The organism is Herbiconiux sp. 320_LB, from assembly GCF_059691755.1.
Genome location: NZ_JCAWAD010000002.1, coordinates 81,831 through 94,410, shown reverse-complemented (window position 1 = coordinate 94,410; position 12,580 = coordinate 81,831). Strand labels below are relative to the sequence as shown.

Sequence of the window (12,580 nt, the reverse complement as noted above, 5' to 3'; positions counted from 1 at the left end):
GCTGCAATTCGTCCACGATAGCGCCTTCGAAAAAAAGTCTTGCGCGGAATTGTGCCAAAGTACCTCCACACCGTCCAGAAGAACCCTTCCCAGGAGGCCGCCATGGTTTTCCGCTCCACACCCACCGCCCGCACCGTGCGCTCCCGATCGACCCGCATCGCGATCGCCGCTGCCGCGGTCTCGCTCACGCTCCTCGTCGCCGGCTGCTCCTCGGGACGCACCGACACCGCCGACGGCGGCACGAAGACGCTCACGATCGACAAGGCCTTCGACCTCAAGACGGCCGACCCGGGCCGCATGTACGAGCCCACCGGCCAGCTGGTCGACAAGGCACTCTACGAGACCCTCCTCACCTTCGAGGGCGGCGACGTCTCCAAGGTCGTCGACGGGCTCGCGAGCCTCGAGCAGTCCGACGACGCGATGACCTTCACGCTCACCCTCCAGGGCGACCACACGTTCTCCGACGGCACGCCGATGACCGCCGACGACGTGGTCTTCTCGCTGCAGCGCGTGATCGGCCTGAAGGGCAACCCCTCGTTCCTCCTCGACGGCGTGACCGTGACGAAGAAGGACGACAAGACGGTCGTGCTCACCACCGCGACGCCGACGCCCGCACTGCCGGCGATCCTCGCCAACCCGGCCCTCGGCATCCTGAACTCGAAGGTCGTGAAGGAGAACGGCGGCGCGACCGACGAGTCCGACACCGCCGAGAAGTTCCTCAACACCACCTCGGCCGGATCGGGCCCGTACGTGCTCGACACCCTCGACCTCGCCTCGCAGGTCGTGCTCAAGGCCAACCCGAACTACGACGGAGCCGCTCCCGGCTACGGTCGCGTGGTCATCCAGAACGTCGAGGGCGCGACCCAGAAGATCAACGTCGAGGGCGGCAGCGCCGACGTGGCGCTCGACCTCTCGGGCACCCAGGCCGCCGCGCTCGGCGACTCGGTCGCCGTCACCAGCGACCCCTCGGCCAACGTCATCTTCCTGCTGCTCAACCAGAACCCGAGCGTCTCGACCGTGACGAGCAACCCCGCCTTCGTGAAGGGCGTCAAGGAGGCGCTCGACTACGACGACCTCGTGTCGATCGCAGGCACCGGCACCGCGCAGGCCGCGGGCGTCGTTCCGAGCATGCTGCTCGGCGCGCTGCCGGAGAGCGACAAGCTGACCCAGGATCTCGACGCCGCCAAGGCCGACCTCGCCGCGAGTGGCTACGCCGGCGAGTCGGTGACGCTCAACTTCCCGAGCGACATCAGCCTCAACGGCATCGACTTCCCGACCATCGCGCAGCGAATCCAGTCGCAGCTCAAGGAGGTCGGCGTCACCGTCGAGCTCGCTCCGGCGCCGGTCGCCACCGAGCTCGACGCCTACCGCAACGGCACCGAGACCATGGGCCTGTGGTACTGGGGCCCGGACTACCCGGACCCGAGCGACTACCTCGTCTTCACCCCGGGCAACGTGGTCGGCCTCCGCTCCGGCTGGGCCGCGGGTGCGAACCCCGCCATCTCGACCCTCGCCGACGCGGCGGCGGCCGGCGGCAGCGACGAGGAGCGCCAGACGCGGTTCGAAGACCTGCAGAAGGCGCTGAACACCGATGGTCCGTTCATCCCGCTGCTGCAGCCCGGCAACAACATCGCGGCGGCGAAGGGCGTGTCCGGCGTCGTGTACAACGCGGTGTGGACCATCGACATCGCGGCCCTCTCCGCCAAGTAGCGAGCCTCTCTCGTGACCTCGAGCACCACGGCCGTCCGGCCCCCGCACAAGCGCGGGGGCCGGACGGCCCATCCCTTCCTCCGCTACGCCCTGCGCCGCGTGCTCACCTCGCTGCTGCTCGTGGTGGGGGTGACCCTCGTCACCTTCGTGCTGACGAACCTCGTGCCCGGCGACCCGGTGGCCGCGGCCCTCGGCCAGCGCGCGGCCGAGGATCCGGCGATCGTCGCCCAGTTCCGGGCGACCTACGGGCTCGACCAGCCACTGGTCGTGCAGTACTTCACCTACCTCGGCAATTTGCTGCACGGTGACCTCGGCATCTCGACGACCACCCACAACCCGGTGGTCGACGACCTGGCCAAGGCGCTGCCGGCGACGCTCGAGATCGCGCTCGGGGCCATCGTGCTCAGCGTCATCATCGGCGTGGTGCTCGGCACCGTCGCCGCCTACCGCCGCGGCAAGGCCTCGGACCACGTGCTGCGCGTCGTCTCGCTCGCCGGCCTCAGCGTGCCGACCTTCTGGCTCGCGCTGGTGCTCTACTACGTCTTCTACTTCCAACTGCACATCGCCCCGGGCTCGGGCCGGTTGAGCAGCGACTTCACCACGCCGCCGACCGTGACGGGCCTCTACACGGTGGATGCGCTGCTGGCCGGACAGCTCGACACCTTCCTCGACGCGGCCTCCCACCTCTTCCTCCCGGTGCTCGTGCTCACGCTCTACACGGTGGGCCTGCTCACCCGGTTCGTGCGCACCGCCGTGCTCGAGATCCTCGACCAGGACTACGTGCGCGCGGCCCGGGCCAAGGGCCTGCCCACCCGCACCGTCATCTGGTCGTACGTGCTGCGCGGGGCGAGCATCCCGATCCTCACCGTGGTCGGGCTCGCCTTCGGCAGCCTGCTGAGCGGAACGGTGCTGGTCGAGGCGATCTTCGCCTGGCCCGGCATCGGCTCGTACGCCTACCAGGCCGCGTCGCACCTCGACCTGCCCGGCATCATGGGCGTCGGTCTGCTGATCGGCGTGATGTACCTGCTGGTGAACCTGATCGTCGACCTGCTGTATGGCGTGCTCGACCCGAGAGTGAGGCTGGCCTCGTGAGCGACCCCCGTTCCTCCGGCGACGGCCGTCGGGCGTCCTCCGACGCCTCACGGCGGGCCTCCGCCCCGCTCGACCCGCGCGACGGCGCCCCGGCCGGGCCGCGCGACGGCGTGCAGCCGGGCGTGCTCGACCCGATCGAGGCCGCGGCCCCGCGCTGGCGGCGACCCCGCCTGCGACTCGGCCGGTGGTCGGCGCCGCTCGGCATCCTCGGCGCCGCGGTGGCGGTGCTCTGGATCCTGGTCGCCCTGCTGGCCCCGGTGATCGCGCCCCACGACCCGCTCGCGCAAGACCTGCCGATCCTGCAGCCGCCCGGCGAGGGCACGCTGATGGGTACGGATGCGCTCGGTCGCGACGTGTTCTCCCGCGTGCTCTGGGGCGCCCAGGTCACCATCCCGCTCGCCCTGCTGCTCGTGGTGCTCTCGGTGCTGATCGGCGCGATCGTCGGCTCGGTCGCCGGATTCTTCGGCCGCGCGGTCGACGAGGTGGCCATGCGCGTGACCGACCTGGTGATGGCCTTCCCCACGGTCATCCTCGCCATGGTGATCGCGGCGGCGCTCGGGGCCTCGTTGCTGAACGCGGTGCTCGCGGCGCTGATCGTGTCGTGGCCCTCGTACGCCCGGCTCACCCGCGGCCTCGTGCTCGGGCTGCGCTCGTCGAACTACGTGGTGTCGGGGCAGCTGCTCGGCTTCTCGGCCTTCCGCTCGCTCGGGCGCGACATCGCGCCGAACATCGTCGGGCCGGTGCTGGTGCTGGCGAGCCTGGACATCGGCACCGCCATCCTGCTGCTGTCGGGCCTGTCGTTCCTCGGGCTCGGGGCGAAGCCCCCCACCGCGGAGTGGGGCTCGATGGTGTCGGATGCGATCAAGAACTTCGACGCCTGGTGGATCGGGGTCTTCCCGGGCCTGGCCATCCTCACGGTCGTGATCGCGTTCAACTTCGTCGGGGATGCGCTGCGCGACGCGCTCGACCCCAAGTCGGCCACCATCAAGGGCGGGGGGACCACGCTGTGACCGCGGCGTTGACCATCGAGGGGCTGCGGATCGCCACGCGCAGCCACACCATCGTGGGCGGAATCGACCTCACACTCGAGCGGGGCGGCATCCACGGTCTCGCGGGCGAATCTGGCTCGGGCAAGACGATGACGGCGCTGGCCGTGCTGGGACTGCTGCCGGGCGGGATGACCGCGAGCGGCAGCATCCGGCTCGCCGACGCGAGGAGCGGGGCGGGTACCGGTGCGGGCGCGGCTGCTGCCACCCGCACCGGCACCGGCACCGGCTTTACCGAGCTCGTGGGCGCCTCGCGCGGCGTGCTGCAGCAGGTGCGCGGGCGGCGGGTGGCGATGGTGTTCCAGGATCCGTCGACCAGCCTGCATCCGCAGCTGCCCGTCGGCCGCCAGCTCACCGACCACATGCGGCACCACCTCGGGCTCGGGAAGGCCGAGGCCCGGCAGAAGGCCGAAGCACTGCTCGACCGGGTGCGGGTTCCGGATGCACGGGGTGCGCTCTCGAAGTACCCGCACCAGTTCTCGGGCGGGCAGCGACAGCGCATCGCGATCGCGGTGGCGCTCGCCTGCGACCCCACCGTGCTGCTCGCCGACGAACCGACCACCGCCCTCGACGTCACCGTGCAGGCGGGTGTGCTGCAGCTGCTACGCGAGCTGGCCGACGGGGGCGACCTGAGCATCCTGCTGGTCACGCACGACCTGGGCGTGATGAGCGCGGTGGCCGACGTGGTCACCGTGATGCGGCAGGGGCTCGTCGTCGAGTCGGCGCCCCGGCAGCAGCTGTTCACGGCGCCCCGGGACGAGTACACGCGGTCGTTGCTCGCGGCCCTTCCGGGGTCGAGTTTCGAGCAGACCGGGGAGGAGACCCGATGAGCGAGCAGACGCCGGGCGGCGTGCTCGAGGCCGAGGGCATCGTGGTGGAGTACGGGCGGCGACCCGCCCTGCGCGCCGTCGACGGCGTGAGCTTCACGGTCGCGGCCGGCGAGGTCGTGGCCCTGGTGGGCGAGAGCGGATGCGGCAAGTCGAGCCTCGCCCGCGCGATCGTCGGCATCGAGAAGCGCAAGGCCGGCACCGTGCGGCTGAAGGGCGACGACGTGCCGACCCTCGGGCTGCGCCGCCGCTCGGCCGCCATGACGGGGATGCAGATGGTGTTCCAGGATCCGAACTCGTCGCTCAACCCCCGCCGACGGATCGGCGAGCAGATCGGCGACGGCGTGCGGGCGGCTCTCGCCCGGGGCGACCGCGGATCCGACCCCGCCGACTGGCTGCGCCGGGTGGGGCTCGACCCGGCGATGGTGAGCCGGTTCCCGCACGAGTTCTCGGGCGGCCAGAAGCAGCGCATCGCGATCGCCCGCGCGCTCGCGGCCCGGCCAGGGATGCTCGTGGCCGACGAGCCGATCTCGGCGCTCGACGCCTCGACCCAGACCAGCGTCGCGGCCCTGATGCGGTCGCTGAGCGTCGAGGCGGGGGCGGGGATGCTGTTCATCTCGCACGACCTCTCGGTGGTGCGGCGGATCGCCGACCGCGTGCTCGTGATGTACCAGGGTCGCGTGGTGGAGTCGGGGGTCACCGAGACCGTCTGGCAGAACCCGCTGCATCCGTACACCCAGGCCCTGCTCGCGGCGATCCCGCTGCCGGACGGTGCCGGCCGGCTGCCGCTCGCCCCGGCCGAGGCCGATCGGCTCGCCTGGCTCGACGAGGTGCCGGCCGCGCTGGACCGGGTCTCGGCATGAGCGGGCACGGCATCGACGAGGGCATCCCCTGGGCCATGCCCCGCGCCGTCAACCGCTCGGCGCTGCCGGGCGACGGCACCTTCATGACCTCGGGCTGGGCCGACCCCGCCCCGGTGCTCGACCCCGACAACCCGGTGCTGGCCTACACCGCCGAGCGCCGCGCGCGACTCGCCCAGGCACTGCCCGCCGAGCTGCTCGTCATCCCGGCCGGGCTGCCCCGGGTGCGCTCGAACGACACCGACCACACCTTCCGCCCCGGCACCGACCACGTCTGGCTCACCGGCAACCAGGTCGCCGAGAGCGTGCTCGTGGTCGACACCACGGGCGGCGAGGCCGGCTCGATCCTCTACCTCAGGGGCCCGTCGGGCCGGAGCGGCGACGAGTTCTGGCAGAACGACGCCCTCGGCGACCTCTGGGTGGGCGCCCGTCCCACCCTGCAGGAGACCCAGGACGCGCTCGGCATCGAGACCCGGCCGCTCGATGACTTCCGCCGCGACTTCGAGCGCGCCGCGCGGCGGGCCCGGCGCATCCGTGTGCTCCCCACCCTCGACGAGACCGTCGACGAGCTGGTGCGGCAGGTCTGCGGCCCCGCGTTCGCACCGCACCTGGCGCTGAAGACCGCGCTCGACGAGTTGCGCCTGATCAAGAACGACTGGGAGATCGACCAGCTGCAGCTCGCGGTCGACGCGACCGCCCGCGGCTTCGACGACTGCCTCGCCGAGTGGAACGCGGCCCGGGCGAGCGTGCGCGGCGAACGGTACATCGAGGGCACCTTCGCCCGGCGGTCGCGCATCGAGGGCGAGGGTCCGGCCTACGGTTCGATCGTCGCGGCGGGCAGCCACGCCACGACCCTGCACTGGACCCGGAACACCGGCGACCTGCCCGACGGCGCGCTGGTGCTGATGGACATGGGGGTCGAGCTGCCCTCGCTCTACTCGGCCGACATCAGCCGCACCGTGCCGGTGAGCGGCACCTTCACGCCGTTGCAGCGCGAGGTCTACTCGATCGTGCTGCGGGCCCAGCAGGCCGGCATCGACATCCTGCGGGCGGGGGTGCGCTTCCAGGACTACCAGGATGCCTGCGGCCGCTCGCTCACCGAGGGCCTGATCGAGCTGGGGCTGATCCGGTCGTCGCTCGACGAGGCGATGGCACCGGATGCGCTGCACCACCGACGGTGGAGCATCTCGCGGGCGGGTCACATGCTCGGCATGGACATCCACGACTGCAACCACGCGCCGCACGAGACCTATCTCGGCGGCACGCTCGCCGCCGGGCACACGCTGACGGTCGAGCCGGGGCTCTACTTCCAGGTGAACGACCTGACCGTGCCGAAGGAGCTGCGGGGCCTCGGCATCCGCATCGAGGACGACCTCGTGGTGACCGAGACCTCGTCGATCAACCTCTCGTCGGCGATGCCGCGCACGCCGGAGGGCGTCGAGGAGTGGATGGCGGCGCTGGCGCGCTGAGCGCCCGAGCGTCCGCCCCCTCCACCCACCCATCCATTCGCCCGCCCGCTTGCTGCGCGCCCGTCGCGCTACGACGCCGCGCCCACCAGAGCTGGTGTCTCGACCAGGCGGCCGTCGACCAGGTGCACGACCCCGTGCATCCGGGGCAGGTGCACCAGGTCGTGCGTGACGAGCAGGGTCGCGGTGTCGAGCTCGTCGGTCAGCCGCAGGATCAGCTCGATGATCGCGGCACCGCGTTCCTGATCGAGTGCGCTCGTGGGCTCGTCGATCAGCAGCACGCGCGGGTCGTTCATCAGCGCGCGGGCGATGTTGATGCGCTGGCGCTGACCGCCGGAGAGCTGATGCGGTCTGCGGTCGCCGTGGGCGGCGAGGCCGACCGCATCCAGGAGCAGGTCCGCCCGAGCGGCGGACGGGGCGCGGAGCCGACGGCTGTGCCGGGCGCCGAGCTCGTTCATGACCGTCAACTGCTCGCGGGCGGTGAGTGAGGGGATGAGGTTGGACTGCTGGAAGACGATGCCGATCGTCTCGCGCCGCAGCGCGGTCGCCCCGGCCGGGGTGAGCCGGGTCGCGTCGACGTCGTCGATCAGCACCTGTCCGGAGTCCGGACGGATCAGGGTGGCGGCGACGGCGAGGAGGCTCGACTTGCCCGAGCCGCTGGGGCCGGTGATGCCGGTGACGGTTCCCGGATGCGCGGTCAGGGAGACGTCGTCGACTGCGGTCACGCGGGCGTCGCCGTCGGGGAAGGTCAGGGTGATGTGGTCGAGGCGGATCATCGGTTGCTCCCGAGGGCGGTGAGGGGGTCGGCGGAGGTGACGGAACGGAGCGCGAACGCGGCCCCGGCGAGACCGAGGACGACCATGATCGCCCCGGGCAGGAGGGTGGTGAGCGGGCTGAGCAGGAAGGGCAGTGCGCTGCCGGCGAGGGTGCCGAACAGGGTGACGAGCCCCGATCCGACGCCGATCCCGGCGATCAGCACGATCAGGGCCTGGCCGAGGGCGTCGCGGATCAGCGAGCGGGTGCTGGCGCCGAGCGCCTTGAGCACGGCGATGTCGCCCTTTCGCTGCATGGCCCAGACCGTGAAGAAGGCGCCGATCACGAGCCCCGAGATGCCGAAGAGCAGGGCGACCATCAGCAGGAGGGAGCCGATCTCGGACTTGAACGCGCCGAGCGCCAGCAGGGTGCCGATCGTCGTCTCGGAGATGGTGCCGTTCGCGGCGTCGGCCTCGGCCCAGTCGGGGGTGCCGGTGACGGCGAGCACGGTGGCGTAGACGTCGGGGGCGCCGGTGGCGGCCGAGTAGGCCTGCCAGTCGTGGAGGGTCATCTCGACGACGGGCGTGTGGCTGTACCAGCCGTCGCCGCCCACGGTCTCGACCGTGTAGCTAGTCCCCGCGATGGTGACCTCGTCGCCGGCGACGGCGTCGAGCGCCTGGGCGGCGGGGGTGGAGAGGCCGAGGCGGCCGTCGGTCGTGGGGGCGGTGGCGTCGAAGCCGGGTTCGACACCGAAGACCGCCATCGCGGCGCGGGCGTCACCGGATTCGCCCCGGGTCTGACTGATGCCCACGGGCTGGGCGCCGGTGACACCGGGGGTGGCCGACCAGGCGGCGGCCTGCTGCCGGGTGACGGCGGAGTCGGAGAAGCTCGGGCCGGCCGAGCCGGTCGCCGCGGCGGCGCCGTTCTCGCCGGTCGGCGACGAGAACACGACCCGGTCGCCCGGGAGCGCCAGCACGGCGGAGACGTTCTGGGTGGCGAGACCGCCAGTGAGCCCGCTGAGGAACCCGACGAGAACGGTGATGAGCGCGACGACCGAACCGATGAGGGCGAACCGGCCCCTGGCGAAGCGGAGGTCGCGGAGTGCGACGAACATGGTGTGTGCCTTTCCCGCCGCCGGATGCGGCGACCACTCCACTCTCGCGATCCCGCAGCCTCGGGTCATCGGCTGCCCGGACACCGTTTCGCGCCCGGACGGAGGACCGCTCCGTCGTCCTTTCGGACGATGACCGCCGGCGGGCCGCCGCGTAGAGTTCAGCCCATGGCGCACACCGCATTGACCCCGGTCTTCGTGGGGTTGCGCGCCGGGTTGCACGTGCTGTTCGCCGCGCTCACTGTGCTGGTCGTGGTCCGGGCCGTCCTGTCCCCGACGGAGGCGAGCGCGGGCGTGATCGTCCTGGCCGTGGTGCTGGGGCTGACCTACGGATGCGGCGCGCTCCTCACCCGGCCGGCCCGAGCGCACCGGATGTTGCGGCTGGGCTGGCTGGCCGCCCTGAGCGCGGAGTGGGTCGCGTTGCTGTGGCTGATCCCGGATGCGGCCTATCTGGTCTTCCCGCTGTTCTTCCTCTACCTGCATCTGCTCGGCCGCTGGTGGGGGTCGGCCGCGATCCTGGCCTCGACCGTCGTCGCGATCTGCGCCCTCGGCATCCACGGCGGCTGGACGGTCGGCGGTGTCGTCGGCCCTCTCGTCGGGGCCGGTGTCGCGCTGCTCATCGGGCTGGGCTACCAGGCCCTCGCCCGCGAGGCCGCCCAGCGCGAGGCCCTGGTCGACGAGCTGATCGCCACGCGCGGGCGGCTGGCGGCGACCGAGCACGAGCAGGGGGTGCTCGCCGAGAGAGCCCGGCTCGCCCGGGAGATCCACGACACCCTCGCGCAGGGGCTCTCGAGCATCCAGATGCTGCTCCACGCCGCCGAGCGCGCCGACCCCGATCGGCCGGGCATCGAGCACCTCCGGCTCGCGCGGGAGACCGCCGCAGCGAACCTCGCGGACGCACGCCGGTACATCCGGGAGCTCACCCCGCCGCAGCTCGACGACCAGGCCCTCGGAGGGGCGCTGCGCCGGCTCGCCCGCACCCAGTGGGCGAGCCAGGGGCTCGACGTGCAGGTGCGGGTCTCCGACACGATCGCGCTGCCGATGCACCTGCAGACCGCGCTGCTGCGCATCGCGCAGGGGGCGATCGCGAACGTGCTGCAGCACGCGCACGCCAGCACCGCGACCATCACGATCGCCGTCGACGACGAGCGGCTCCACTTCGCCGTCACCGACGACGGAGCCGGGTTCGACCCGCGGCAGCTGCTCGGCGGTGCCGCGGGGGCGGGCGGCGCCGGGGCGGGTGGCGCCGACAAGTCGGACTCGTTCGGGCTGCGGGCGACCTCGGAGCGGGTGCAGCAGCTCGGCGGGGTGCTCACCGTCGACGCCGCTCCGGGGCGCGGCACCACCCTCTCGGTCGACCTCGAGCTGGCGGGGGTCGCATGATCCGGCTGCTGATCGCCGACGACCACCCCATCGTGCGCGCCGGTCTCGTCGCCCTGTTCGGCCCCGAGGTCGATCTCGAGGTCGTCGCCGAGGCCGGCACCCCCGACGACGCGGTCTCGCTCGCAGAACGGACCGATCCGGACATCGTCCTGATGGACCTCCAGTTCGGCGCGGGGCACAGCGGCTCGGGGGCCGACGCGACCCGACGCATCCGCGCGCTCGACGCCCCGCCCTACGTTCTCGTGCTGACGAACTACGACTCGGACTCGGACATCCTGAACGCCGTCGAGGCCGGCGCGAGCGGATACCTGCTCAAAGACGCCCCGCCCCACGAGTTGATCGCCGCCGTGCGCGCCGCCGCCGCGGGCGAGAGCGCGCTGGCCCCGGTGATCGCCTCCCGGCTCCTGAACCGGATGCGGGCGCCGCAGATCAGCCTCAGCAGCCGCGAGATCCAGGTGCTCGAGCTCGTGGCCACGGGCCGCTCGAACACCGAGGTCGCCGACGAGCTCTTCATCAGCGAGACGACCGTGAAGTCGCACCTGTCGCATATCTTCTCGAAGCTCGACGTGAACTCGCGCACGGCCGCGATCTCGGCTGCGCGGCGGCAGGGGATCCTGCGGTAGAGGCCGGGTGGGTGGGCCGGCCGGGTCGGTGCGGAGCCTGAGCAGGGGCTCCGAAGGGTGTCGGTGGGTGAGCGACACGCGTAGCGTTGAGGGATGAGTGAAACAACGGAGACCACTCGGGCACGACGCCGCCTTCGGATGCTGGGCGAGGTTCGTGCGATATTCGCCATGGTGATCGGGGCCGCGGCCTGCCTCGTCGTGATCGGGCTGATCGCCCTCGCGACGGGCCAGGGAGAGCCGATTCCGACCGTGATCGCGCCGATCCTCGTCATCATCGGTGTCGTGGGCAACCAGCTGACCCGACGCCGCTGGGATCAGGCCTCGGACGATCTGGAGCTGGCGATCCGCAACGGTCTGCGGTCCGAACTGCTCGCCCCTGCGCCCGACCTGGCGCGGCCGTAGACCGGTGACTCGGGGATGGGAACCGCTCCGATGAGGTTCGGCGGGTTCGTGCCGGAGGATGCACCCGACCCGCGCGTGGCCCAGGCCGAGCGTCTGGCCGCGATGCCCGTGCCGGTGGTCGGGCTGGTGCCGCAGGCGACGCTCGAGGAGGCGCCACTGCTCAACACGCAGTCGTCGTCCGGCAGCGACGGGACCTCTCAGATGTCCGTGAGCGTCAACTACACGGTGTGGCGGAACCCGGCCGATCGCTCCGACCCCGCCAACCTCGCCGAGATCGACGAAGCTCTGCGGCGGACGCTCGACGATGCGAGGCGGGAGGCGCTCGGCGCGCCGTCGCCGCACCCTCGGCCTGTGTGGATGCTGGAGCAGATCGAGCGGATGCGGTTTCCGACGCTTTGGGAGGCGGTGCGCACCGCCTGGCACCGCGAGCCCTCCGAGCTGTCGGAGCCCCGCCGGCTTCTGGTCGAGCATGCCAACCACGTGCTGGCGAACCGGTTCCGGAAGGAGCTCGGGCTGGGTGACATCACGAGCGACCGGTTCCAGGAGCGGCTGAGCGTGCGCACGGTGAACGAGCGCCGGCCGGTGCTGCTCGACGGGATCGAGGTGCCGGCGATCGAGATCGACACCGACCCGTTCGTGTACGCGGTGGGGTTCGAACTCGGCTCCGGCGTGATGGTGACCGCGGTCATCCCGCGCGACGACCTCGAGCAGGTGAGGCTGGAGTTCGTGCGGCGGGAGCCCGATGTCTTCGGGTAACCGTGTGGTCTGAGGAGAAAGGAGAGAGCGTATGGGAATCGTGATCGGAGCGGTGGCGGCGGGAGCCGTGGGGCTGGCCGCCGTGCTGACGGCGGTGTTCGCGCTGCTGCGGAGGAAGAGTGGGGTCGGTCGCCGGGCGGACGACGTCGCGGCAGAGGATCCGGCGCTCGCCGCGGAGTTGCGGCAGGTGCAGGCGCAGATCGACTCGGGGCTTCGGGGGTATCGGGTCTAGTCCCGGCGGCGATCGGGTGCGGGTCGCCGCATCCTGAGTCGGCTGCGCGTGGGAGGCGCGGACGGTTCGGTTAGCCTTTCGGCATGGCTGAAACGAGTGGTGTCGAGGACGTGTCGATCGGTGGGGAGGGCATCCGGCTGGGGCAGTTCCTCAAGTTCGCGGGGATGCTCGACTCGGGCGGCGCCGTCAAGGAGGCCATCGCCGACGGCGACGTGTTCGTGAACGGTGCGGTCGAGCTGCGCCGCGGCCGTCAGCTGCAGCTCGGCGACATCGTGCGGTTCGAGGGCCGCAGCGCCCGCGTCACCCCTTGACCCACCCC

General features: G+C 71.8%; 14 protein-coding genes. 12 read left to right on the top strand and 2 right to left on the bottom strand.

Annotated elements, in window-relative coordinates; all coding sequences use genetic code 11:
• The first annotated feature begins 102 nt into the window (after nt 1–102).
• The 6 genes from AC59HU_RS04585 to AC59HU_RS04560 are packed head-to-tail and all read left to right on the top strand — an operon-like array spanning nt 103 to nt 7,004.
• Nucleotides 103–1,710: an ABC transporter substrate-binding protein gene (locus AC59HU_RS04585; RefSeq protein WP_497222175.1), complete on the top strand. Its 1,608-nt coding sequence runs from the start codon at nt 103–105 to the stop codon at nt 1,708–1,710.
• 12 nt (nt 1,711–1,722) lie between these two features.
• Nucleotides 1,723–2,802 carry an ABC transporter permease gene (locus AC59HU_RS04580; RefSeq protein ID WP_497222174.1) on the top strand — a complete coding sequence of 360 codons (1,080 nt, stop codon included), beginning with the start codon at nt 1,723–1,725 and terminating at the stop codon, nt 2,800–2,802.
• Nucleotides 2,799–3,812 (top strand): ABC transporter permease, encoded by a 1,014-nt coding sequence (locus tag AC59HU_RS04575; protein ID WP_497222173.1) that lies wholly within the window; start codon nt 2,799–2,801, stop codon nt 3,810–3,812. The genes AC59HU_RS04580 and AC59HU_RS04575 overlap by 4 nt, the downstream gene beginning before the upstream one ends.
• The gene (locus AC59HU_RS04570; protein WP_497222172.1) at nt 3,809–4,678 is read left to right on the top strand and encodes an ABC transporter ATP-binding protein; all 870 of its coding nucleotides are present in this window, start codon (nt 3,809–3,811) and stop codon (nt 4,676–4,678) included. Before AC59HU_RS04575 ends, AC59HU_RS04570 begins: the two co-directional genes overlap by 4 nt.
• A complete protein-coding gene (locus AC59HU_RS04565; RefSeq protein ID WP_497222171.1) occupies nt 4,675–5,538 on the top strand; it encodes an ATP-binding cassette domain-containing protein in 864 nt (287 codons plus the stop codon). The genes AC59HU_RS04570 and AC59HU_RS04565 overlap by 4 nt, the downstream gene beginning before the upstream one ends.
• A complete protein-coding gene (locus AC59HU_RS04560) occupies nt 5,535–7,004 on the top strand; it encodes an aminopeptidase P family protein (RefSeq protein WP_497222170.1) in 1,470 nt (489 codons plus the stop codon). The genes AC59HU_RS04565 and AC59HU_RS04560 overlap by 4 nt, the downstream gene beginning before the upstream one ends.
• Before the next feature lie 68 nt (nt 7,005–7,072).
• On the opposite strand, the gene AC59HU_RS04555 is transcribed toward AC59HU_RS04560, so the two are convergent.
• Nucleotides 7,073–7,777, bottom strand: coding sequence for an ABC transporter ATP-binding protein (locus AC59HU_RS04555; protein WP_497222169.1), 705 nt, complete (start codon nt 7,775–7,777; stop codon nt 7,073–7,075).
• On the bottom strand, nt 7,774–8,868 hold the full coding sequence (locus AC59HU_RS04550; RefSeq protein ID WP_497222168.1) for an ABC transporter permease: 1,095 nt from the start codon (nt 8,866–8,868) through the stop codon (nt 7,774–7,776). The genes AC59HU_RS04555 and AC59HU_RS04550 overlap by 4 nt, the downstream gene beginning before the upstream one ends.
• Nucleotides 8,869–9,033: 165 nt before the next feature.
• Between AC59HU_RS04550 and AC59HU_RS04545 the strand changes: the two genes are divergently transcribed.
• From AC59HU_RS04545 to AC59HU_RS04520, 6 genes are all read left to right on the top strand, one after another.
• Complete coding sequence (locus tag AC59HU_RS04545; protein ID WP_497222167.1) at nt 9,034–10,248, top strand: sensor histidine kinase; 1,215 nt, start codon at nt 9,034–9,036, stop codon at nt 10,246–10,248.
• On the top strand, nt 10,245–10,871 hold the full coding sequence (locus AC59HU_RS04540; protein WP_497222166.1) for a response regulator transcription factor: 627 nt from the start codon (nt 10,245–10,247) through the stop codon (nt 10,869–10,871). The genes AC59HU_RS04545 and AC59HU_RS04540 overlap by 4 nt, the downstream gene beginning before the upstream one ends.
• 93 nt (nt 10,872–10,964) lie before the next feature.
• Complete coding sequence (locus AC59HU_RS04535) at nt 10,965–11,273, top strand: hypothetical protein (RefSeq protein ID WP_497222165.1); 309 nt, start codon at nt 10,965–10,967, stop codon at nt 11,271–11,273.
• A gap of 30 nt (nt 11,274–11,303) precedes the next feature.
• The gene (locus tag AC59HU_RS04530; RefSeq protein WP_497222164.1) at nt 11,304–12,029 is read left to right on the top strand and encodes a hypothetical protein; all 726 of its coding nucleotides are present in this window, start codon (nt 11,304–11,306) and stop codon (nt 12,027–12,029) included.
• Nucleotides 12,030–12,060: 31 nt separating this feature from the next.
• On the top strand, nt 12,061–12,261 hold the full coding sequence (locus AC59HU_RS04525; RefSeq protein ID WP_497222163.1) for a hypothetical protein: 201 nt from the start codon (nt 12,061–12,063) through the stop codon (nt 12,259–12,261).
• An 83-nt stretch (nt 12,262–12,344) separates the two neighbouring features.
• Complete coding sequence (locus tag AC59HU_RS04520; protein ID WP_497222162.1) at nt 12,345–12,572, top strand: RNA-binding S4 domain-containing protein; 228 nt, start codon at nt 12,345–12,347, stop codon at nt 12,570–12,572.
• Nucleotides 12,573–12,580: the final 8 nt, after the last annotated feature.